Genomic DNA, 23,337 nt, shown 5'->3' with positions numbered 1-23,337 from the left:
AGGGGCAACTCAGCATATCAACAATTTCAGAATATGCACGTCAGACATCATCACGTCGGCTCATCGGCATCCGTCTCTCCCACATATTTCGCAAACCTTCTGAAGCCCGACCCATGCATGGGCTGGCGCGTGTCCCAGGGCCAGCCACCAAACTGCGTGCGCTGAAAATCGCGCTTGGCCTGATGCAGCTCTTCGATGGTGTTGGTCACATAGACTGTCGATCGAATCACAGGCTCTGCAATCGGCATGCCCTGCATCACCATCGCACACACCACATTCGTGCCGCGATTTTCCAGCTCCAACGTCTGCTGCGCCACCACGCGCACACGGCGATTGCCGCCCACATCCTGCCCTGCGACCAGCAGGCTGCTGCCTTCAAACACAAACAGCGTGCGCTGGTTGGCCTGCAATTGGGCGGCGGGCAAGGTGATCTTGCTGCCCGGCTGCAGCTCGATCATCCAGATCGCCAGTTCCGCTTCGGGCTGAGAAGCCCATGTGCTTCTGGTCGGCGGAATCGGTTGCACCTCAGAGGCATTGACGCCAGCTTCCTGCGGTTGGTACGCCCCCGCGATCACCGCCACATCGACACCCGCATGGCGGTAATGCGCAATGCGCTCGGCCCACATCATCTTGTACTCGGGCTGCACCAGCTTGCTGCGTCCGGGCATGTTCAGCCAGATCTGCAGCAACTCGAACTCGTTGGGCTGATCATCATGCAGCAGCGGGAACATTTCGGCGTGCTGCAGGCCAGCTCCCGCCGTCATCCATTGCACATCACCGGGTCCATAACGCCCGCTGTTGCCCAGCGAATCCGCATGATCGACATAGCCCTTGCGCAGGATGGAGACTGTCTCCATGCCGCGATGCGGATGGTTGGGGAAACCCGGAATGCCATGCGCGCCAAAGTACGTGCTGAAACCATCCGGGTTCGCAAAATCGTTGCCTGCCTTGTGCCCTTGCAGCTTGTCCTCGGGCACGCCCAGTTCGGCATTCCCGGCGGGATAGTGCTCGATGTGATGACCACACACCAGAAACGGGTCGATCCCCTGCCACGGCCATGTCAGCTCGACAGATTCGAGAATCGGATTGCCTTGCACCGGATGAATCGTCATCGCTGCTCCTTCGTTGGGTTCACCGGGGCATCTTGCCATGCATGCCCCAGATGCACGAACGGGCCTTGTCGGCCCGTTCGCAGTGGCAAATGGATGGCTCCGTTATGCCTTCGGTTTTTCCACACGTCCATCGGGATGCTGTGCAAAGCGTTCCGACTTGCCATGCGTGTGCGCATGCGTGGGCCATGGCCAGCCGCCGTATTGCGTGCGCTGGTAGTCGCGCATGGCCTGCACGATTTCCTGTTCGCTGTTCATCACGAACGGGCCACGGGTCGCCACCGGCTCGCCAATCGGCTTGCCCTGCAGCACCAGCACTTCGATCACTTCCGAGTCATTGTTGGTGATCGGCACTGGCTGATCGGACTGCACCACCAGCATCACGCGCTGGTCGAAACGATGCTCGCCCACGATGAAGCTCTTGCCGGTGGTGAGGTACACCGCGCGGTTCAAGCCAGCCGCTGCGGCAGGCAAGGTCAGGCTGCTGCCCGGTTCCATGCGCACGATCCAGATGGCCACGTTGGCACCCGGCTCGCTCGCCCAGGATGCGCTTGGCGGACGCAGCGCCTTCACTTCGGTGACGCCCCCTGCGGCCTGAGGATCGACCGGCACGTAATCGCCAGCGATGACCTCCACTTCCGTGCGACGGCCCTCTGCATCGGTCTGCACCTGATGCGGAATGTCGTGCGCCCAGAACATGGTGAAGTCGGGCGGCACCATCTTGCTCTTGGCAGGCAGATTCAGCCACAGCTGGAACAGGTCCAGCGTGTTGTCCTTGTCCTCGTGCACCATGGGGAACATCTCGCCATGCTGCACCCCAGCGCCCGTGGTGAGCCACTGCACATCGCCCTCGCCGTAGCGCGCGGTGGCACCCAGCGAATCGGCATGATCGACCAGCCCCTTGCGCACGATGGTCACGGTCTCGAAGCCGCGATGCGGGTGGGCAGGAAAGCCCGGAACGGAGTCGCCGTGGTACATGTTCCAGCCGTCCTTGCGGGCGAAATCCATGCCGATTTCGCGGCCCGCGAGCAGTGCCGGATCAGGACCGAGCTGGCCGTTTCCCTTGGGATAGAAATCCTGGTGGTAGGCACCGAAGATGAAGGGGTCGAGCCCCGGAAGACGCCCCTCGATGGCATGAGCGCTCAGGATGAGCGATGGCTTGCTTTCTGCAGTCATTGAATTACTCCTTGTTCAGTGCAGAGGGACGCTGCCCGGCTTGCATCTGATCAGCAATGCATATGAGGACAACACAACCGATTGCAAGAGCCTACCAGACTCGCCCAACCCTCACATGACAGGATCTCCGTCCCGCAACAGTAATTGCGGCGAAATCTGCTCCAGCGTGGCGCATCCCGTCTGCGCCATCGCCAGTTCCAGCTCGGAGCGCAGCAAATGCAGCATGTGGGCCACGCCAATCATCCCGGCCGTTGCCAGCGCGTGCAACTGCGGGCGGCCAACCATCACCGCCGTCGCACCCAGCGCCATCGCCTTGAGCACATCGGTGCCGTAGCGCACGCCACTGTCCACAATCAGCGGAACCGACGCAGGCACCGCCGCGCGAATCGCAGGCAGCATCTCCATGGGCGAGACCACGCCATCAAGCACGCGCCCGCCATGGTTGGAAATCACGATGGCATCCGCGCCCAGTTCCACCGCGCGCTTGGCCGCGTTGACCGACAGAATGCCCTTGACCACCAGCGGCAGCTTCGTCTCGGAGCGCAACCACGCCAGCTCATCCCAACCCGGTGCCTGATTGGCCAACGGCGTGCCGAACAGAATGTGCTCGCTCATCAGATCGCTGGTCTGCGTGGGCTGGCGGTTCGTGCCCAGCAGATTGACCGCATCCACTCCCGGCGGCAGCGGAAACCGCGAGCGCTTGATGTTGGCATCCACGGTCCACACAATCGCCTCGTACCCGGCCGCCTCGGCACGGCGCACAAGGTTCAGCGATGTGCTGCGCTCGGGCTGGCTGTAGAGCTGGAAATACAGCGGCGCACCACGCGACAGCTCGCGCCTGGCACCTTCTGCCGCCTGCGCAATCTCTTCGATGGCCTGCGTCGCCAGCGTGCTCACCATCATGCCAGTCTGCATCGCCATCGCCGCGCGCACGGTGGCCAGTTCGCCCTCCGGATGCATGAGCCGCTGATAGGCCACCGGGGCCAGCAGAATCGGGCTTTTGAGCGTCTTGCCGAACAGCTCGATGCGCGTGTGCGCATCCGCCAGATCGGGCAAAGGCTCGGGCACCAGCCGCAGCGCATCGAAGGCTTCGCGATTGCGCGCAATCGACAACTCCTGATCCGCACCGCAGGCGATATGCGCCCACGATGCGCGCTCCACATGGTGCAGCGCATGCCGCTCGTAGTCGCGCAGCGAGATGATGTCGCCCGGAATGCGCGTCCACGCGGCCTTCACCGGCTCGCCCAAAGCGTTGAGCGGCGTGTTGGGTCTAGATTGTTGTGTTGTGCTGTTGTTGCTCATGACCATCGATACTGCAGTCGCCGAATTTCAAACATTGTTGTTCACGTCATTTTCAACGATCCGCAACCACGGCCAGCGCGCCTGATAACTCAGCGCCTTGCGCATGAACTGCACAGGGTCGGAAAAGCGCGGATTGATCCGCAAGATGCCCGCCACCAGATCATCCAGCGGATCAGGCGAATACAGCTCGCCAGACGCCACATCGATGCCCACGCAGGTGCACGCAACCAGATAACGATCGATGCCGTCACGCGCGCTTTTCAGTGGCGGATAAGGACGACCAAACCGCTGCGGATACCACAGATGCACGCGCGCCTGATTGCGCACTTCGATCTTCACGTCGAGATGCGAAAATTGCTTGGCGACCCGCTGGATCACCGCATCCTCGGCCTCGTAGGACAGGTCGGAATCGTCAAAATAAAAGACGTCGTAATCACTCACACCCTGCGCAACCGGCTGGCCCGATTGCTGATTCCAAAGCGCTTGGAAAAGGCAGCCTGCGGTGAGGTGGCATTGGGGAATGTTCAGGGCTGCCAGGCCGTCGAGCAACTTGGCGTTGATGGGGTTGCTGAGGGCGATTTCGAGAAAATCTTCAGCGCTGAGAACATGTGCAATGGACATGCCGGACTTTATACCGGACACGCTTGCCGCTTCGCTCAAGCCGCCAGTTTGTCGATGGCGAACTGACGGTTTTCGATGATGCGAGCGCGCTGGAACTCCGGCAGATCCGGGTTCTGCAGCAATTGCTCGCACAGACGCAGGCTCTCCGCGTACTCGCCAACGTAATAGGCCGCGATCGACAGTTCGTCAAAGCGCATCCACTGGTAGACAGGGGCTTCAACAAACAGCTTGTCACTGGGCATCGGCAGCTTGCAGGCCTGACCGGCATAGAGATATGCCAGCGCAAAGCGATTGTCCCTGCGCATGTATCGGGCCAGATCCACCAGCGGCTCCGCACGTTGCACGCGTAATTCAAATGCGGCCAAGTAGCTTTGCTGCACGGTGGAAAGCGGGTTGCCCAGACGCTCCTCCAGCCTTGCGACTTCCAGTGCTGCACGCCAGTGCTCCTCGATCCAGCCGCCCATCGTCACGCGATGGCGATAGGCCTTCAATGCGGCGAGCGAATCGCCCGCATCGCGCAGACTCTGCGCAAGATAGAACGCGTAGCGCGTGTTGTGCGGCTCAAGCACCAGCGCCTCACGCAGCATGGTTGCGTCCTTCTTGTACTTGTCGGGATCACTGGAACGCGCACCTTCGCACGCGCTCAGAATATGCACGCCGTCCAGTTGCTTGGTGGTGGCAGCGGGAGGCGTGGATTCCGGATATTCGTGCAACACGCCGGTCCAACGCCAAGCCAACCGCGTGGACACAAGCATGGTGCGCACGTACTGCAACGTGCCTAGGCGCAGACCGATTTGGTACTGGTCCGCATCCATCGCAGGCCAGGTGAAATCGGGTTGAGGAACCAACGTGTCGTCCGCATCCATGAAGAGAACATAGTCCGCACCGGACGCGTATGCCAGTTGCACGGCCTCGCTGCGGTTGTGCCCGAAGTTGCGCCACGGACGCTGGTGCAGCATGCCGGGAATGCCATCCATGATGGAGCGGATCTTCTCCATCGTGTCATCACTGGAGCCCGTATCGACAATCACCCAGGAATGCACATGACTGCGCACCGATCGCAGACAGCGCTCTATGACGGCGCTTTCGTCCTTGACGATCATGTTGAGGCAGATGGAGGGACTGGATGGCATGGGAAGAAAAGAGTCGGCGTTTCCAAGAAACACGAACTGAACCGGGATATCACAAACAGGTAGACGAGCAGCCACTGGCCACTCGTCTTTCGTTGCATTTGGAGAATGCGTTTTCTCCACAGCAACGTCGCGGCAATGGCGCATTTCGCGTCACTGCCTTGGGCACCCATTTCAATGTTGCATCACGGATTTACACACAGTGCCCATATCGTTGCGGTGCCGCTTGCGCCGCTGCCCACGAAGCTGAATTCGGCACTCCAACCCGTTTTGGCGGAATTTGGAGCATTTGACTTCATGTGGTAATCCTCATTGGTGTGGCTCACGCCGCCAGCCAGCACCACCTTCGCACCCGTACAACTGACGGACAGCGAGGTACGCGAATTGCCAGGACTGGTATTGGTTGCAGAAACCCAAACTGCTCCCAACCCACTGAAAGAACCGACAGCGTTAGTTCCATTCGTACCCGCTGGGCCGGTTGCGCCGGTTGCACCCGCTGCGCCTGCCGAGCCCGTTGCGCCTGCTGCTCCCGCTGGACCCGCCGAGCCCGTTGCGCCTGCTGCTCCCGCTGGACCTGCTGCACCCGTTGCACCTGCTGCGCCCGTTGCACCTGCTGCGCCGGTTGCGCCTGCTGCACCCGTTGCGCCTGCTGCACCCGTTGCGCCTGCCGCACCCGTTGCACCTGCCGCACCCGTTGCACCCGTTGCACCTGCTGCACCCGTTGCACCTGCTGCACCCGTTGCACCTGCTGCACCCGTTGCACCTGCTGCGCCCGTTGCACCTGCTGCGCCTGCTGCGCCGGTTGCGCCTGCCGCACCCGTTGCGCCTGCCGCACCCGTTGCACCTGCTGCGCCCGTTGCACCTGCTGCGCCCGTTGCGCCTGCCGCACCCGTTGCGCCTGCCGCACCCGTTGCACCTGCTGCGCCCGTTGCACCTGCTGCGCCCGTTGCGCCTGCCGCACCCGTTGCACCTGCCGCACCTGTTGCGCCTGCTGCGCCCGTTGCACCTGCCGCACCCGTTGCACCTGCCGCACCCGTTGCACCTGCCGCACCCGTTGCTCCTGATGCGCCCGTTGCTCCTGATGCGCCCGTTGCGCCCGTTGCGCCCGTTGCGCCCGTTGCGCCCGTTGCGCCGCTGAGTTTGCCTGTCGGAGTGGGATCCCACGCACCAGTTACCTTGATATATACGTTACCCGTATCTACATCAAGATAGCTGTCGCCGTTGTTGCCAAGAGTCGGCGGTGAGGGAAAGCCGTGTCCCGACAGCACGTTGGCACCCGTAACGCCTGTTGCTCCGGTAGCTCCTGTTGCACCATCGGCCCCATTGGTACCCGAGGAACCACTCGGCCCTGTAGCCCCTGTTGCACCAACCGTACCTCCAACACCTGCCGCGCCCGTGGCACCTGCCGCGCCAGTTGCACCGGTCGCACCCGTTGCGCCGGTCGATCCCGTGGCACCGGTCGATCCCGTGGCACCGGTGACTCCCGTCAAACCCGAGGGACCGGAATCTGCCGACAACACGCCGGACGCATCGCTTTTCAGGTATCCGCCCGTCGGGCCCAGTCCCGGGATCGTGACTCTGCCGTCGTTGGAGAAGCCTGTGATGGTGGCCCCTTGGGGCGTCTTGATGGCCACGCCGTTGTTGCCTGAAATGACGACTTGCGCGTGGGCTGCGTAGCCAAACGTCAGTGCCAGCAAACCGGCCAGCAATGGGCTCACGGACTTGGCGCGAGGATGGAGTGTGTGCTTTTTCATGACAAGTGTTCCTGTCGATTCGAGTAACTGGAGAAATGGTTCTGGAGGGTTGACTGGCATGCCGCGCTGCGCGGCGTCATTTGCCTTGGCCCGACTTGCTGCGAGACTTGCCCGACCAGCGTCTCGCCAGTTGGGCCGCACCCAGCATCAGGCCCGCCAACAAGGCCAAACCGGCAGGGCTGTTCGCTGGAACCGGTACTGCAGGTTCGGGGGTGGACGGGGTCGGGCTTCCGAACCAGTTGGTGGCTGTTCCGGTGATCACATTCACCGAAGTGGGCGCAAGGTGCTGCCCACGTGATGCATCGACAGCGCTGACGCCGACGTTGGCAATGCTCTGTGTGCCACCTGTCGACAGCGTCAAGTAGGCCGTGCCGCCTTGACCGGTCAGCGTGACGCCGCTGAGCGTCAGCAGGCCGCTGACTGTCTGCTCGCTGCCCGCTGCAAAGCTGAGCGAGTGACCTGCAATCGTTGCCTTCAGATTGCCGAAGGCGGTGTTTCCAGAGAAGGTGGTGCTGGTGTTGGCGCAGTCGTTGGATGCCGTCACCGTGCTTGCCGCGCCGCTGAACGTGCCACTGTTTTGCCAGCTCTTGCTCACAGCGAAGACGGCGTTGTCTGCGTTGAGCTGCCCTGCCGCGCCGATGATCACATTGCCGACTCGGGTGAAGGTGGCTCCCGGCGCATTCAGCGTTCCATTGACGATCAGGTCGTGACAGTCCAGGTCAGCCGTGATGGTCAGGGTGCTTGTGTCTCCGGCGTTGACCGTGATCCCCTGGGCTTGCACTGCGGCGCTGCTGACGAGGGCGGCCAGGCAGACCGCTGCACCAGCACAGGGGCGAAGCCATCGCGGCTTGGGCGCATCCGCCCCGCCTGCCACCTGAGGGCGGCTGAGTTTCTCTCTTTGCATCTTGAGTTTTTCTGAACAGGAGAACAATTCCGGCGTTCTGCGCTGCAACGGAACAGGGTTCCGATTGAGGCCCAGCTAGACCAAGGTCTCGCCAACTCACCATCTCGGCAGATGGCGCGAGAGGGTTCACCAGAATGTTAAAAATTCACAACTCAAAAAGCCCCGTTCATTTGGATAGGAAAAACACAATTTGAAACTCAACAAGGGCTTTGGGCGAAGCTTCCCGGCTGTCAGGAATCGCTGGCAGGCAGTCTCAGATGCACTGCCAGACCGCCGCCATCGGGCAGGGTGGCATCCATGTCCCCACCATGCAGACGCGCAATGGAGCGTGCGAGATACAGCCCCAGCCCCGTGCCTTCGGCGGGGCGCGAGCACTCCGAACGATAGAAGCGCTCGAACAGAATGCCCAGTTCCTGTGCAGGCAGGCCGTCACCCCAATCGCGCACCGTGCAGATGAGCTGCCCGCCATCGACTCGCTGCAGCCGCACGGAAATCGCCGTGCCGGGATCGGTGTACTTGCAAGCGTTGGAGAGCAGGTTCTGCAGCAAGTGCTCCAGCAGACTGGGGTCTCCGGCGCAGATGTAGTCGTCGCTCTTGCCCTCGGTCTCCATCAGCAGCGGGCGGTCGTGCAGCAAGTGCGCGTTGGTGGCGACGGCCTGCCCTGCAAGCTCCGCCAGATTCACGGACTGGGTCTGCAGATGCAAGTTGCCGCTCTCTAGACGCACGCTGGTCAGCACACTGTCGATGAGCTGGTTCATGTGCTCGACCGTACTGCGCGTGAGGCTCATTTTTTCGACCACCAGCTCCGAATCCGCAAAGCCCTGCCTTGCGTCGTTGCGCGCACTGCGCATGAGGCGCTGGGCCGTGGAGTCGATCACCGCCAGCGGCGTGCGGAACTGGTGAGACACAAGCGACACAAAGTTGCGATAGGTCTCGGTCGCATGTTGGGCCTGTTCGAGTTGCTGCACCGTATGTTGCAGTGCGTCTCGCTGCTCGCCGATGATGAGCAGTTGCCTGCGCTGACTCGAAAGCGATTGCAGCAATTGCCATACGAGCACGCCACCTGTGATCAACACGACCGTGAATGCCACAAAAGCCGCACGGACAAGCTCGCCAAAGCGCTCCAATTGCTGGCTGCGCTCCTCGCGCTCGCGCGCCAGTATCTGGCTGCCCGAAGCGGTCAACGTCTTGATCAGCTTGGACAACGCCCGATGCGCTTGGGAATCACGCGGCTGGTCTGCCATGGAGCCCTGATTGGCGGCCCTGAATCGCTGGATGTTCGCCATCACAGCAGCGCCTTCACCGAAATGTTCGAGCATGCCCAGTTGCGGAGCGCTCGCCACCAACCCCAAGCTGCCCGCGAACGCGTGCTCCTGCAAAAGCAGTGCCTCACGGGGGATCAGTCCCTGGCGAAAAAGCCCATCGTCCCGCTCCAGCAACGAGCCATGGTTCTGCGCCTGCGTGAGCAGCCACAGCGTGTTCTTTCCCTCGCGCACGTCCAGTTGTCGATGCAGCACCACCAATTGCCACGCCACCGCAACGCTGAAAATGAAGAACAGCAGCACGATACCGAACAGGAACAGCCACCGCCGACGTGCACGGACGATGTCGATGGCCTGTAAGGTACTGCGCGCCAGCATGACGGAAGGTGCGCTGCCTAGGCTCGGCCCGATGGGGGCAAAGCGATGTCGTTCCAGGCAACCGCCATGAGCAGTGCCACCAGCTCTGCCTGGCGATTCGTGTCGGTCTTGCTGAACAGATTGCGCAGGTGATACGCCATGGTGGTCGCACTCACCTTCATCTGTTCGCACATCTCCTGCTTGGTCAGACCATCCGCGAGCAGGCTCGCCACTTGCAGTTCAGTCGGTGTGAGCGAAAAGCGCCTGGCAAGCGCCGCCTTGTTGTGCAATTGGCGTTGCCCTGGATCCGAGAGAAACACCACGAACGACTCGCTGTCCGCCACACGGGCGCTCATGTGGCTCCGAGTGCGGTCACTCAACGCGAGCAGTGACACCTGCCAGCTCTTGCGGGAGACTCCGTTCGCTGCGACATCGACTTTGGCCGCTTCCTCATCACCATGGATGAACGCCTGAATCGCTGAGTGATTGACGATGAAGGGGTGCAGTCCGATCTGCCCTGTCGCGCTGACGGACAGTGGACTGTGTTCCGCGCTGCCGCACAGGCCATAGGCGGCCCGGTTGGCAAAGCGCACACAGAGACGGGCATCGCACACCAGCGCGCAATGGCTCACTTTGTCCAGCACATTGGTCCACTGGGTCAGCGATTCGTTCGCCTGATGCTGCAACTGCACGTGGTAATTGCTGTGCATGCGCCCCACCTGCGCCAATCGCGACGCGATGCTGGCCAGCAGCATGTCGTAGTCCACCGGCTTGACCAGATAGTCGTCCGCACCCGCCCATTTGCCACGCAATACGTCTTCACGCTCGGAGAGCGCGGTGAGCAGCATGAATGGCACGTCGCGCAGCAAGTCCTCGCCTCGAAGGTGCGACAGAAAATCCAGCCCGCTCTGCCCCGGCAAGTTGACATCGCAAACGATCATCGCGGGAATGAACTGGTTCGACAGCATGCGTTGAGCCTGCGACACATCGGACGCACCGACAGCGTCATAGCCAGCACCCTGCAGCTCTTCGCACAGGTCGCGCAGCAAGGTGGGTTCGTCTTCCACGCAAAGAATGATGGGTCGATGTCGGTTTGTCAGCATCACAGTCAAGAATGACAATTGAAAACAAAAGTGCATATCCTCGCACTAATGTTTCTATTAGATACTTTTCAAATACGCTTGCCCATCACTTGATTTGGGTATTTTGCTCGGTGATATTGATCAAGTGAAATATTTGATTTTTCACTCAACCATTTGATTTCATTGAGAAATATTCAATTTCTCAACAAATCAACCGGGGCGCAACAACATCGCCAGACGCTCAAAAACACGAAAACGCACCCAGCCAAAGCCGGGTGCGCTCTCGTTTCAGGAGTCTTCTGGTGGCTTCGTCAGCGAGCCGTCTTCGCCTGCGTACGCGCACTCACGCGTGCCTGCAGCGAGGCCAGCAGCTCGGATGGCAGGAACTTGAAGGCCAGTTGCAGCAGGAAATAGGCAATCAGGCCATCGTCGATCCAGCCCAGCACCGGAATCGTGTCGGGGATGAAGTCGATCGGGCTCACGACATAGAGTACCGCCAACACGGTCACCAGCTTGGCGGCCCTGGGCGCGCGTGGGTCACGCAGCACCGCCCAGGCGAGCAGCAGCTCCTTGCGAAACATGGTGAACAGGCGACCGAGCTTCCACATGGCAATTTCCCAACGTAAAAAGAGAAAAGGACTTGCTGACAACCGATCAAGTGATAGATCGATTCAGCAAGTCCTTAACGTGCGGCCACCCCGGGGGATGACAAGAGGCGCAAATTATTTTTGTGGGGTCAGCACCGCAAGGCCGCCCATGTAGGGACGCAGCACTTCAGGGATGGTCACCGACCCGTCGGCGTTCTGGTAGTTCTCCAGCACGGCCACCAGCGTGCGGCCCACGGCGAGGCCGGAACCGTTGAGCGTGTGCACCAGTTCGTTCTTGCCGGCAGCGTTCTTGAAGCGTGCCTGCATGCGGCGCGCCTGGAAGGCTTCGCAGTTGGAGATCGAGCTGATTTCGCGGTACGCGCTCTGGCCGGGCAGCCACACTTCGAGGTCATAGGTCTTGGCAGCGCCAAAGCCCATGTCGCCTGTGCACAGCGACATCACGCGGTAAGGCAGGCCGAGCTTCTGCAGCACGGTTTCGGCGTGGCCGGTCATCTCTTCCAGCGCTTCGTAGCTCTTTTCGGGGTGCACGATCTGCACCATCTCGACCTTGTCGAACTGGTGCTGGCGAATCATGCCGCGCGTGTCGCGACCGTAGCTGCCCGCTTCGGAGCGAAAGCACGGCGTGTGCGCGGTCAGGCGAATCGGCAGCTCGGCTTCGGTGACGATCACATCGCGCATGAAGTTGGTGAGCGGCACTTCGCTGGTCGGAATCAGATACAGCGCCGTGTTGTCCGGCACGGGCTCGCCGTCCTGACCGCCCTTCTTGGCAGCGAACAGATCGCCTTCGAACTTGGGCAACTGGCCGGTGCCGCGCAGCGAATCGGTGTTCACCGCGTAAGGCACATAGCATTCGGTGTAGCCGTGCTCGCTGGTCTGCAGGTCCAGCATGAACTGGGCAAGCGCACGGTGCAGACGGGCGATGCCGCCCTTCATCACGGTGAAACGCGCGCCGGAGAGCTTCACGCCCATGTCGAAGTCGAGGCCCAGCGGCGTGCCGACGTCCACGTGGTCATTCACCGCAAAGTCGAACTCGCGCGGCGTGCCCCATTGGCGCACTTCCACGTTCGCATGCTCATCGGCACCGACAGGCACGCTCTCGTGCGGCAGATTCGGCACCTGCTGCAGCATGCCCAGCATTTCCGTCTGGATCTGCTCCAAGCGCGTGGCCGACGATTCCAGCTCGCCCTTGAGCGCAGCCACTTCGGCCTTGGCGGCCTCGGCTGCGTCCTTCTCGCCCTTGCCCATCAGCATGCCCACTTGCTTGGACAGGGTGTTGCGCTTGGACTGCAGCTCCTCCGTGCGTTGCTGAATGGTCTTGCGTTCGGATTCCAGGGACTTGAACGCATCCACATTCAGGAATGCCTGTGGCTTTTTGCGGGTCTCGAGGCGTGCGACGACCGAGTCGAGGTCTTTGCGAAGGAGGAGGATGTCTAGCATAGGGACGGGATTTTAATCTGCCGAAGCAGAACTGCCGCGCGCCGGGTCTTGGCGCGCTTTTCAAATGGGCAAGGGTTGATCAGTTCGAGACCGACTCCGCCGACAGATCGATCTCCGGCTCGGGCAGACGGGTGGCGAGCACCTTGTCGATGGTCTTGCCGTCCATGTCGATCACTTCGAAGCGCCAGTTTTCCCACTGCACGGCATCGGTCTCGGCGGGGAGCTTGCCGGTCAGGAACATCAGCATGCCGCTGAGCGTGTGATAGCGGCCGCGGTCTTCCTCGGGGACGCTCGCCAGATTCAAGCGGTCCTTGAGCTCCGGCACGGGGATGTGACCGTCGAGCAGCCAACTGCCGTCGTCGCGCTGCACGGCCCACGAGGTTTCGGGGTCGCGCGGCTGGAATTCACCGGTGATGGCCTCGATCAGATCCTGCAGCGTGACGATGCCCTGCACTTCGCCGTACTCGTCGATGACGAAGGCCATCTGCACGTCGGACAGGCGGAACTCGTCGAGCAGTTCCAGACCGTTGATGGTTTCTGGCACATACAGCGCGGGCTTGAGCGGCTGCTCGACCAGATCGCGCGCGGCCGGATCGCGCACCGCACGGGCCAGCCACTGGCGGGCGTTGATCACGCCGAGCACGTTTTCCATGCTGCCGCGAACGACCGGAAAGCGCGCGTGGTCGGACTCTTCCACCAGCTTCAAGTTGGCTTCGAACGAATCTTCGACGTCGAGATACACCACATCGCCACGCGGCAGCATCAGCGAGCCGATCTGACGGTCATCCAGACGGAACACATTGCGCACCATTTCGTGCTCGTGGGTTTCGATCACGCCAGCGCTTGTGCCTTCGGCCAGCACGGCGTGGATTTCATCTTCGGTCACCGCGCTGTTCGCGCCTTCCTTCACCCCCAGCGCGCGCAGCAGGCCCTCGGTCGAACCGGCCAGCAGCTTGACAAACGGCTTGGTCGCAATCGCCAACCAGTTGATGGGGCGCGCGACGATGCGGGCCAGCGTTTCGGGATAGCTCTGCCCCAGACGCTTGGGCACCAGCTCGCCGATGACGATGGAGAAATAGGTGATCAGCACCACGACCAGACCGGTCGAGACATAGCCCGCCATCTTGGCGTCCATGCCCCATTGAACGAGATGCACACCCAGCGGCGCAGCCAGCGCCGACTCGCCGACGATACCGTTGAGCACGCCGATCGAGGTGATGCCGATCTGGATGGTGGAGAGAAAACGCGTGGGATCTTCACCCAGCTTGACGGCTGCCTTTGCGCCGCTATCGCCCTCATCGATGAGTTTTTGCAGACGCGCCTTACGCGCAGAAACCAAGGCCAGCTCGGACATGGCAAACAAGCCATTGAGCAGGATGAGGGCGAACAGTATTGCTATTTCCATGATGAGGGAGCCCGATGCGCTCCCACGGTGTAATGAAGCACGAATTGTAGGGACTTGCGCCGAAACAGGCTGAATCAGTACCCGGCGCGCGCTACGGACATCATAGTGTGCGTTGCGGGCGGGATGATGAATATTTCATGAAAATGCGGAGCAATCCTACACCTCGTCGATGTTCATTGCTCCTTTTAAAATAGCAAAATACTGCTTCCGTCACACGCAGAAAGCCGCCCGGTCGCTTCAGCCACCCGTCTCCGGCGCCTTGCGCACTTCAATTTCCAGACCCGTGGCAGCATCGATCCTGAGGCCCTTGGGCAGCGGGAATTTGAGCGTTTCTTCCACGCCATCCATCTTGCGAACCGAGGTCGCGCCCAGTTCCTTGATGCGCGAGATCACGTCCTTGACCAGCACTTCCGGGGCCGAAGCACCCGCTGTGAGGCCCACGCGAGCGATGCCGTCGAACCACTCGTGCTGGAGTTCTTCCGCGCTGTCGATCATGTAGGCCGGCGTGCCCAGTCGCGCCGCCAGCTCGCGCAGGCGGTTGCTGTTGGAACTGGTCGGGCTGCCCACGACGATCACCAGATCGACCTGACCGCTGAGCACCTTCACGGCGTCCTGGCGGTTCTGGGTGGCGTAACAGATATCCTGCTGCTTGGGCTCGCGAATCGACGGGAAACGCACACGCACGGCAGCGGTGATGGCGGCCGCGTCATCCACGCTCAAGGTGGTCTGCGTGACCACGGCCAAACGCTCGGTCTGACCCGGCTGCACCGTGGCCACGTCCTCGACATCTTCCACAAGGTGAATGCCTTCGGAGAGCTGGCCCATCGTGCCTTCGACTTCCGGGTGGCCCTTGTGGCCGATCATGATGAACTCGTAGCCTTCCTTGGCGAGCTTGGCGACCTCGACATGCACCTTGGTCACCAGAGGACAGGTGGCGTCGAAGATCTGGAAACCACGCGCCTCGGCCTCGCGCTGCACGGCCTTGGAGACGCCATGTGCGCTGAACACCAGCGTCGCACCCGCAGGCACCTCGTTCAGATCCTCGATGAAGATCGCGCCCTTGTTTTTCAGATCGTTCACCACATAAGTGTTGTGCACGATTTCATGGCGCACGTAGATCGGACGGCCAAACTTCTGCAGCGCTTTCTCGACGATCTCGATCGCGCGATCCACTCCGGCACAGAAGCCACGTGGCTCGGCGAGAACGATTTCCTGGGGTTTTTGCATGGGGTCGTTTTTGTCTTCGTGGATGTCTTGTTATTTCAGGTTCAAAGCACGCCGATCAGCTGCACTTCGAAGGTCACAGGCAGTCCGGCCAGCGGGTGGCTGAAGTCGAACAGCACCGCGCCGTCGCCTTCACGCACCTGCAGCACCGTGCCCGCGAACGTGCCTGAGCCATCCGGAGTGGGGAACTGCACCACGTCGCCGATGGTGTACTGCTCCATCGGATCGCCCAGTTCGTTGAGCGCCTTGCGCGCCAGCCACTGCTGCATGTCGGGGTTGCGCTCGCCGAATGCGGCACCTGCGGGCAGCTCGAACGTCGCGCGCGTGCCTTCGGCCATGCCCAGCAGACGCCCTTCCACCGCCGGCGCCAGCTCGCCCGTGCCCAGCGACAGCGTGGCAGGCAGCCCCCCGAAGGTGTTGATCACATCACCGGCCGGACCCGCCAGACGATAGTGCAACGTGAGAAAAGAGCCGGGTTGCACGACAGGCACGGCGGAGTCGTTTGAATCGGAAACAGAAGCAGCAACGGAAGTGGAACTTGACATGAATGGCCTCGCAAAACAGCCGCCATTGTAAAAAATCGGGGATTCCCTTATGAGAGAGCTTGCGAAAGCCGTATTGACATGCCCCTCAAAGACCTGCCCGCCGACTCCCGCCCCCGAGAAAAACTCCTCGCCCGCGGCCCGCAGGCCTTGAGTGACGCGGAGTTGCTGGCCATCCTGCTGCGCACCGGCATCAAGGGAAAAGGCGTTCTGCAACTGGCCGAGGAACTGATCAGCCCCAACGCCAATGTCGCCAGTACGGTCAATGCAGCCCCCGGAGTCGCCGAAACCGAAGCCAACCCCATTCGGGCACAGACCACAGGATTTGACGGCATCTCCAGCCTTCTGCACGCCAGCAGCAGCGATCTCCAGCAAATCAAGGGCCTCGGCCCCGCCAAACGCGCCGAGCTGATGGCCGTCCTCGAACTCGCCCGCCGCGCCATGGCCGAGCAACTGAGCCGAGGCACGGTCTTTGACTCGCCTCAAACCGTCCGGCATTTCCTCCAACTGCACCTGGCAGCCAAAAGCCACGAAGTCTTCGCCGTCCTGTTCCTCGACAGCCAAAACCAACTGATCGCCATGGAAGAACTCTTTCGCGGCACGCTCACACAAACCAGCGTCTACCCCCGCGAAGTCGTCATCCGCGCCCTGCACCACCACTGCGCCGCCACCATCCTCGCCCACAACCACCCGAGCGGAAACATCCAGCCCAGCCAGTCGGACATCCAGCTCACCCAAAACCTCAAAGCAGCCCTCGCACTGGTCGATGTGCGCGTGCTGGACCATTTCATCGTCGCCCCCGGCGCAGCCCTCTCCTTGGCGGAGGAAGGGCAGATCTGAAGCGTACGGGAACTCGCCCGAAGTGATCCGGCACATCGCTTCGCCCGTGCCAATGCGCCCTCACCCCAGCCCTCTCCCGCAAGCAGGAGAGGGAGCAAGACCAAGCAGCCAGTCCGCGCGATCAACGAAAAAGTGCGACAAATCAAGCGCAATACCCAAGCACAAAAACGCTCGCAAATCTCGCCCACCAACATCTCGCGAGGTCGCGAGATGAACCAGCACGAGCAACGCGAAGTGCCGAATCACACCTCTTATGAAAAATCTGACTCGCGGCGGTTGCCCGAACGAAGCGCCTACGGCGCGAAGCTGAGTTCTGCCGCGTGCCCCCGAATTCCAGCGCGCTTTTGGTGACTTTTCGCGCGCCAGCGAAAAGTTACTCGCCCGCCGGGGCGAGACCCGGCCAGCAAGCCTCAAAACAGCACCAAAAACAAAAAAACCAGCAAGCCAAGAAGTTCTTAAGCCCTTCTTCCCAAGAAGCCCCCCGCATGCGGTACAAACGCTATTGTTCCCGCCCGTGCCATGTCAGACATCAAAATCCGTTCCCTCTCCGATCTCCACTCCTTGCGCAAAGCCATTGCAGAGGCAGCCGAGCGCGAGGCTGAACGCAAGCGCGTGCTGGCCGAGGCGCAGCGCAAGGCCCAGCGGGAACAGAATCTCTTTCGCGACGCGATAGGCAACGTCAAGGCACTGCGCGGGCAAAGCGATCGCATGTGGTACACCCCCGAGCCGCCCGAGCCCCTGCCGGTGCAACGCGAACTCGATGAACAGCGCGTGCTGCGCGAATCGCTGAGCGATGCGTTCGATGTGAGCACCCTGCTCGACACCGACGACCAACTGAGCTTTCGCCGCCCCGGCATCGGCCCCGACGTGACGCGCAAGCTGCGCGCCGGGCACTGGAGCATTCAGCGCCAGCTCGATCTGCACGGTCTGCGCACCGACGAGGCGCGCGAGGCGCTGGGCGAATTCATCCGCCTCTCGTTTCGCACCGGCATCCGCTGTGTGCGCGTGGTGCATGGCAAGGGCCTCGGCTCGCCCGGCAAGACGCCCGTGCTCAAGGGCAAAGTGCAAAGCTGGCTGGTGCAGAAAAAAGAGGTACTGGCCTTCGTGCAGGCCCGTCCCGCCGAGGGCGGTGCGGGCGCGCTCGTCGTGCTGTTGCAACCTTCGCAGCGCCGGATAGGCACCTGAGCCAACCTCGCGTAACCGACATCGAGAAGGTGTCACAGTGAGTGTGGATTCATGAGTCATTGAGCCAATCCCTCCCTCGTTTTTGTCCGCTCGCGCGACCATCTGCGCTCGCGTTTGAAGTACCGACAAAAACACATCGAGAGGGAGAAAAGACTCATGGCGAACCATCACCACCCGGCCTTCACGGCACGCAACCTCTGGTGCGATCCGATGGAGCTGCTGCTCCAGCAGGCGTTGCAATCACGGCGCTTTCGCAGCGAAACCACCAACCCGTTTTTTCTGAAAGAGTGTGCCGAAGTCGATCTGTCGTCCGGCGCAAAAGTCCTCGACCACCAGCTCGACCTGTGCCTGCCCGACCCCATGCCGCTCACCATCTCGCGCAGCTACTCCAGCCAGCACAGCGTGGATGATGACCAGATTGGCAACCCAAAGAAAAGTGACGCGGCGAGCAAACCGCGCCCGCCCGTGGGCCTGCTCGGCCCCGGCTGGTGGTTGCCGCACGAGGCATCGCTCAGTCTGCATGACGAAGGCCTCACGCTGCACAACGGCCCCGCACGCCATGTGCCGCTGCCCGTGCTCGCACCGGGCGAAATGACTTACAGCGCCGAACACGGGCTCTGGGTGGTGCGCGGTGGCAGCGAGCAGCTTGAAACCGGCTCGCGCCATCCAGCCGCTGCGCTGCGCATGCTCTGGCGCAGCCTGCATGCGGGCGACCGCCGCCGCGACAACTTCTTCTTCATCGCCCACCACGCGCTGGGGCCATGGTGGATTTTCGGACCGCACCGCGAGCTGCCGCTGGCACCCGGTCAGCGCCTGCCGCTGCGGATGATTCGTGACCGCTTTGGCCGCATGCTGCGCTTCGGCCACGATCCGCACACGGGTCTTGCCACGGTGGCCGAAGACAGCTCGGGCAGGCAGTTTCGGCTGGAGCTCAAATACTTTCCGCAACTCGTGCGCAAGACAAATTCCGACGGCTGGGGCACCGACCTCGGCTGGCGTCTGCTGGGCGTGCACATCATCAGCGACGCCCATGTGCAGGAACCCCATCCAACCAAGCCGCATCAGCCCGCCGTCGTGCGCTACGAATACACCATGCGCGGCGAACTCGCGGGCGTCTACAGCCGCAGCGAAACGCTGGAGCACCGCTTTGTCTACGACGACCTGCAGCCCGGACGCATCGCGGTGCATGCGCGCGCTGATCGTGCGGACGTCGCGTTCGACTACGACAACGAAGGTCGCGTCGTCGAGCAGCGCACGGCGGGCGGTCTCAAGCTGAGATTCCAGTACGACGATCAGCACACCACGAGCATCACCGACAGCCTGGGCCGCCAGCAGACCATCCAGTTCGCGAAGATCGGCGACACGCACCAAGCCGTGCGCATCAAACGTGCCGACAGCAGCAGTGTGAGCCGCAAGTTCGACCTGAATGGCCATCTGATCGCAAGCACCGATGCGCTCGGCCGCACCGTCCAATACGAACGCGACGAAGTCAGCGGGCTGCTGCTCTCCGTACACGAGCACGGCGGCAAAGAGCGGCGGATGGTCTACAACGCGCAGGGCCAGTTGGTGCGCATCACGCTCGCGGACGGCGAGGAATTCCGCTACCAGTACGACCTGATCGGCCGACTCGTCGCAGCTACAGGCACCGCCACACGCACCACGCGCCTGCGCTACGCGCACGACGAAACCCATCTGCCCAGCCTGATCGAAGACGCGCGCGGCGACAAGCTGCACCTGCAATGGACCGCCGAAGGACTGCTCGCCAGCTTCACCGACATCCACGGCCAGACCACGCGCTTCGAGCACGACCGCTGGGGCGGGCTGACTCACCAGCATGTCGAGGGCCAACCCGCAACCCAGGCCACGCGCATCATCCGCGACAACCATGGCCGCCGGGTCGACCGCAGAATCGGCACCCAACAGCCAACGACCTGGCAATACAACCTGGCAGGCGACCTGATCAACCAGCGCGACACGGCGAGCGAAAACAACCTGCTCATCGAACGCGATGCCCAAGGCCGCGTGCTGCTGCAACAACTGTCCGGCCACCGCATCGAATACCGCTACGACGCAGCAGGCCGACTCATCGCCATCACCGGCAAGAAAGGCGGCACACTGCGCTTCGCCTACGACACCATGGATCGCATCGTCGAGCAGACCAACGCAGACGGCAGCGTCAAGACCTTCCGCTACAACACCGCAGGCGAACTGTTCGATCCCACCAAAATCGGTCCGCTCAAAGCGCCGCAACGCCACACCGAAGACATGAAAGAAAAGCGACTCCCCAAACACGAAGAGTCGCTACAACCATGAACATGATTCCGGTATTCAAACAGCAAGACAGGCAGTGGTCGCGATGCCGGAATCACACACCACAATGACGAGATGGCCCCTCAGGCTAGGCGCGAAGCCGCAGACAGTACGCTGGGCAACTTGTCTTGGGTGACCCCGATGCAGCGCGCCGTGATTCTGGATGAGCTGCAAGGCGCAGAACGCAGCAATAGCACCGCTATTGCGAGGCTCTGCAACGCCGCAGATCGCCAGAATCACGGATGCGATGCGCGGGGACATCCAAGACAAGTTGCCCTTGGCAAGGCTTCTGCAACAACGCATGAGGGGCCATATCGTCAGCTCCGCACGAGCGACCACACCAAGAAGTTCATTTGGACAAATCGAGCTTGTACTTGGAAGTTCCTTTTCCTGAACCATCATCGGCTGCCAGCAACGTGACATTCGCCAGCCCCGCCGCCTGCGCCACCGCCAACGCACCCGGCCCCGAACTGAACACCACATCGCCAGCCGTCTTCACCTGCGTGAACTTCCAGCTCTTGGCATTGCCATTGCTGGCGCGCGTGACGCTGGCATTCTTCTTCACATACTCGATCACCACATCGCGGTTCGCATCGGGCGACGCCCAGATCGTGGCCGAGCCGTCGAGCTTGGGGATGAAGCTCTTGCCGCTGGTCGCGCGGTAGTTGTTGGTGGCGATCACGAATTCCTTCGCGGCGTCAATCGGCTTGCCGAGATAGGTGAGGTTCTTGATGCGGCTACCCTTGGCCTGCGTCACATCGATCTCGTACTGCACATCGGCCGTGGTGAACATGTCGAAGTTGTAGCCGGGGAAAGTGCTGATGAGCTGCTGCTCGCCGGTCTTGGCCGGATCGATCTGATTGAAGCGCTGGGCCGCCGCTTCCAGCCAATCCTTGATGTCGCCGCCATTGACCTTCACCGCGTAGACCGTGTTCGGATAGAGATACAGATCGGCCGCGCTCGAAATCGACAGCGAGCCCGCCGCCACGTCCGTGTAGTCCGCCGCGCCCTGAAAGCCCGACTTGAACGGTGCGCTCACAGAGAGCACCGGCAGGTCCTTGTACTGCGGCATGTTGGCCTGGATGTACGAGGCGACATAGTCGCGCTGCGCCTGATTCACGATTTGAATCGCGCCCGGATCGCCCACATCGGCAAACAGCGTGCTCATGCGGAAATCAGTCGTTCCGATCGGCGTCTTCACATACGTGATCGCGGCCTGATGCTGTGGCTCGATCAGCGGTGCAATCGCCGGATCGGCGTCGACATAAATGGCCTTGCCCGCAGCGTCCTTGCCGGTCTGGATGTTGCGCAATTCGCTCTTGCTGCCCGACTTGTCCACGCTCCAGGCCTTGCCATCCCATTGGAGCGACAACTGGATCACGCCCAGCGCCTTGCCCCAGGAGCTTGCCATCACCGCAGGCACGCCGTTGACCGTGCCTGCCTTGTTGTCCACACCAGCCTGAGTGAACGCGGGCGTGGCCGCCGTGTCAGGGAAGATGCCGTGCTGATGGCCCATCACCAGCGCGTCGATGCCCGCGACCTTGGAGAGATGCAGACCGGGGTTTTCCATCGTTGGCGAATAGGTGCTCGCGTCCATGCCGCCGTGCAGCAGCGCGACCACGATCTGCGCGCCGTTCTTGCGCAACTCGGGGATGTACTGCTGCGCCGCTTCCACCGCGCCTTGCGTGTAGACCTTGCCTTCCAGATAACGCTTGTCCCAGTTCATGATGCCCGGCGTGGTGAAGCCAATCACGCCGATCTTGAGCGGCAGCTTCACCTCCTTGCCATCGCTGCTCTTGGCGACCACCGTGCGCTCCAGCATCGCATAGGGCTGCACCAGCGGCTTCTTGCTCTTGTTGCTGTAGACGTTGGCCAGCACGGTCGCATACCCATTGCCCGCGCACTTGAGCTTCGCATCGACGCCATCGACATCCATGCCACCGCCAAGCACCTGATTCAGGAATGGCAGGCCGTAGTTGAACTCGTGATTGCCGAGCGTGCCCGCATCGAACGCCAACGCGCCCATGGCCTTGTACATCGACAGTTGCTGCGTGCACGGAATCGTCTTCACCACCGCTTCGTAATCCGCGATGGCCGTGCCCTGAATCGTGTCGCCGTTGTCCACCAGCAGCGTGTTCGCAAACTCCTTGCGCGCATTGCGAACCAGCGTGGCCGTGCGCTCGAAGCCGTAGCTCTTGTCCTCAGCGAGCTTGAAGTAGTCGTAGCTGCGCACGTTGAAGTGCAGATCGGTGGTGCTCAGCACCGCGAGCTTGGCAGTCGCCGGTTGGGTCTTGGGATCGACATCGTCATCGCCGCCACCGCAGGCAGCAAGCACAACAGTTGCAGCAGCGACCGCCAGAACATGACGACGGGTGTGGAAGGAACGCGCAGTGAAATGCGACATGGTGTGGAACTCTTGAAATTCAAAAGTCCTGAGTCTGTGCAGCGGATTTGACACGCGCATGACGTTGTTTTCATGCGCGCAATCAGCTCGCCTCGATCTGCTCATGGCCTACGCCATCGTCACGACCAGCAGCAGCCGCGCAAGGGCCGCGCTGGCTGCGTCCTCCTCCCGCAAAGCGAGAGAGGGGGAAGGCGCGAAGCGCCTCAGGAGGTGACTACCGATTTCTCATCCAGTCGGCAGTGCCCATGAAACTTTGATTCAGACGTTCGCGCAAGTCATCGGGCACGCCGGTTTCTTCCATCGCCTGATTCATGCAGGCCACCCACTGGTCGCGCTCCTGAATGCCGATGGCGAACGGGAAATGCCGCATGCGCAGGCGCGGGTGACCAAAGCGTTCCTGGTAATAGTCGGGGCCGCCGAGCCAGCCGCAGAGAAACCAGAACAGCTTCTGGCGCGCATCTTCCAGCGACGGGCCATGGGCGGCACGCAGCTCCTTGTAGACGGGCTCCAGATCCATCAGGTCATAAAAGCGCGTGACCAAGGCATGCACCTTGTCTTCACCGCCAATCCATTCAAAAGGCGTGCGGGCGGTGGTCTGGCTGGTGGACTCTTCGGACATGGCGGTGCGTGGCGATCAGGTTTCGGAACAATGGGAGGGAGGCGAAACCGGGATTGTCCCGCATTC

At 61.8% G+C, this 23,337-nt stretch carries 19 protein-coding genes; 3 read left to right on the top strand and 16 right to left on the bottom strand.

All coding sequences use genetic code 11. From position 1 onward, the window contains the following. Positions 1–50: 50 nt before the first annotated feature. From G7048_RS16640 to G7048_RS16575, 14 genes are all read right to left on the bottom strand, one after another. Positions 51–1,112 carry a pirin family protein gene (locus G7048_RS16640; RefSeq protein ID WP_166069213.1) on the bottom strand — a complete coding sequence of 354 codons (1,062 nt, stop codon included), beginning with the start codon at positions 1,110–1,112 and terminating at the stop codon, positions 51–53. 102 nt (positions 1,113–1,214) lie between these two features. Next, the gene (locus G7048_RS16635; RefSeq protein ID WP_166069212.1) at positions 1,215–2,285 is read right to left on the bottom strand and encodes a pirin family protein; all 1,071 of its coding nucleotides are present in this window, start codon (positions 2,283–2,285) and stop codon (positions 1,215–1,217) included. A gap of 111 nt (positions 2,286–2,396) precedes the next feature. After that, entirely contained in the window at positions 2,397–3,587 is a 1,191-nt protein-coding gene (locus G7048_RS16630; protein WP_166069211.1) for an alpha-hydroxy acid oxidase, read from the bottom strand. 27 nt (positions 3,588–3,614) lie between these two features. Further along, complete coding sequence (locus tag G7048_RS16625) at positions 3,615–4,247, bottom strand: nucleotidyltransferase family protein (protein WP_240933006.1); 633 nt, start codon at positions 4,245–4,247, stop codon at positions 3,615–3,617. Further along, positions 4,244–5,341: a glycosyltransferase gene (locus G7048_RS16620; RefSeq protein WP_166069209.1), complete on the bottom strand. Its 1,098-nt coding sequence runs from the start codon at positions 5,339–5,341 to the stop codon at positions 4,244–4,246. The genes G7048_RS16625 and G7048_RS16620 overlap by 4 nt, the downstream gene beginning before the upstream one ends. Positions 5,342–5,523: 182 nt before the next feature. Beyond that, positions 5,524–7,092, bottom strand: a complete 1,569-nt coding sequence (locus G7048_RS28720) for an exosporium protein (RefSeq protein WP_166069208.1) — start codon at positions 7,090–7,092, stop codon at positions 5,524–5,526. A 76-nt stretch (positions 7,093–7,168) separates the two neighbouring features. Beyond that, a complete protein-coding gene (locus G7048_RS16610; RefSeq protein ID WP_166069207.1) occupies positions 7,169–7,996 on the bottom strand; it encodes a hypothetical protein in 828 nt (275 codons plus the stop codon). 230 nt (positions 7,997–8,226) lie between these two features. Next, positions 8,227–9,636 (bottom strand): sensor histidine kinase KdpD, encoded by a 1,410-nt coding sequence (locus G7048_RS16605; RefSeq protein WP_166069206.1) that lies wholly within the window; start codon positions 9,634–9,636, stop codon positions 8,227–8,229. Positions 9,637–9,653: 17 nt separating this feature from the next. After that, positions 9,654–10,682: a response regulator gene (locus tag G7048_RS16600; RefSeq protein ID WP_166069205.1), complete on the bottom strand. Its 1,029-nt coding sequence runs from the start codon at positions 10,680–10,682 to the stop codon at positions 9,654–9,656. A gap of 326 nt (positions 10,683–11,008) precedes the next feature. Then, positions 11,009–11,305 carry a YkvA family protein gene (locus tag G7048_RS16595; protein WP_166069204.1) on the bottom strand — a complete coding sequence of 99 codons (297 nt, stop codon included), beginning with the start codon at positions 11,303–11,305 and terminating at the stop codon, positions 11,009–11,011. A gap of 114 nt (positions 11,306–11,419) precedes the next feature. After that, positions 11,420–12,742, bottom strand: coding sequence for a serine--tRNA ligase (gene serS / locus G7048_RS16590; protein ID WP_166069203.1), 1,323 nt, complete (start codon positions 12,740–12,742; stop codon positions 11,420–11,422). A 79-nt stretch (positions 12,743–12,821) separates the two neighbouring features. Next, positions 12,822–14,147, bottom strand: coding sequence for a hemolysin family protein (locus tag G7048_RS16585; protein WP_166069202.1), 1,326 nt, complete (start codon positions 14,145–14,147; stop codon positions 12,822–12,824). Positions 14,148–14,384: 237 nt separating this feature from the next. After that, positions 14,385–15,374 carry a 4-hydroxy-3-methylbut-2-enyl diphosphate reductase gene (gene ispH, locus G7048_RS16580; RefSeq protein ID WP_166069201.1) on the bottom strand — a complete coding sequence of 330 codons (990 nt, stop codon included), beginning with the start codon at positions 15,372–15,374 and terminating at the stop codon, positions 14,385–14,387. 41 nt (positions 15,375–15,415) lie between these two features. Continuing rightward, complete coding sequence (locus G7048_RS16575; RefSeq protein ID WP_166069200.1) at positions 15,416–15,916, bottom strand: peptidylprolyl isomerase; 501 nt, start codon at positions 15,914–15,916, stop codon at positions 15,416–15,418. A gap of 78 nt (positions 15,917–15,994) precedes the next feature. Here G7048_RS16575 and radC point away from each other — a divergent pair, with 78 nt between their 5' ends. The 3 genes from radC (at position 15,995) to G7048_RS16560 (ending at position 20,251) form a co-directional block, all read left to right on the top strand. Further along, positions 15,995–16,753, top strand: coding sequence for a DNA repair protein RadC (gene radC / locus G7048_RS16570; protein ID WP_166069199.1), 759 nt, complete (start codon positions 15,995–15,997; stop codon positions 16,751–16,753). A gap of 519 nt (positions 16,754–17,272) precedes the next feature. Continuing rightward, a complete protein-coding gene (locus G7048_RS16565; RefSeq protein WP_166069198.1) occupies positions 17,273–17,938 on the top strand; it encodes a Smr/MutS family protein in 666 nt (221 codons plus the stop codon). Positions 17,939–18,094: 156 nt separating this feature from the next. Further along, entirely contained in the window at positions 18,095–20,251 is a 2,157-nt protein-coding gene (locus G7048_RS16560; RefSeq protein WP_166069197.1) for a DUF6531 domain-containing protein, read from the top strand. 346 nt (positions 20,252–20,597) lie between these two features. On the opposite strand, the gene G7048_RS16555 is transcribed toward G7048_RS16560, so the two are convergent. Together G7048_RS16555 and G7048_RS16550 are read right to left on the bottom strand one after the other, a co-directional pair. Then, positions 20,598–22,652 (bottom strand): bifunctional 2',3'-cyclic-nucleotide 2'-phosphodiesterase/3'-nucleotidase, encoded by a 2,055-nt coding sequence (locus G7048_RS16555; protein WP_166069196.1) that lies wholly within the window; start codon positions 22,650–22,652, stop codon positions 20,598–20,600. A 214-nt stretch (positions 22,653–22,866) separates the two neighbouring features. Further along, a complete protein-coding gene (locus G7048_RS16550) occupies positions 22,867–23,271 on the bottom strand; it encodes a group II truncated hemoglobin (protein WP_166069195.1) in 405 nt (134 codons plus the stop codon). Positions 23,272–23,337: the final 66 nt, after the last annotated feature.

It is taken from the genome of Diaphorobacter sp. HDW4B (genome assembly GCF_011305535.1).
In the GTDB taxonomy this organism is placed as follows: domain Bacteria; phylum Pseudomonadota; class Gammaproteobacteria; order Burkholderiales; family Burkholderiaceae_C; genus Diaphorobacter_A.
The sequence above is the reverse complement of the archived record's forward strand: the minus strand, read 5'-3'. Positions and strand labels throughout refer to the sequence as shown.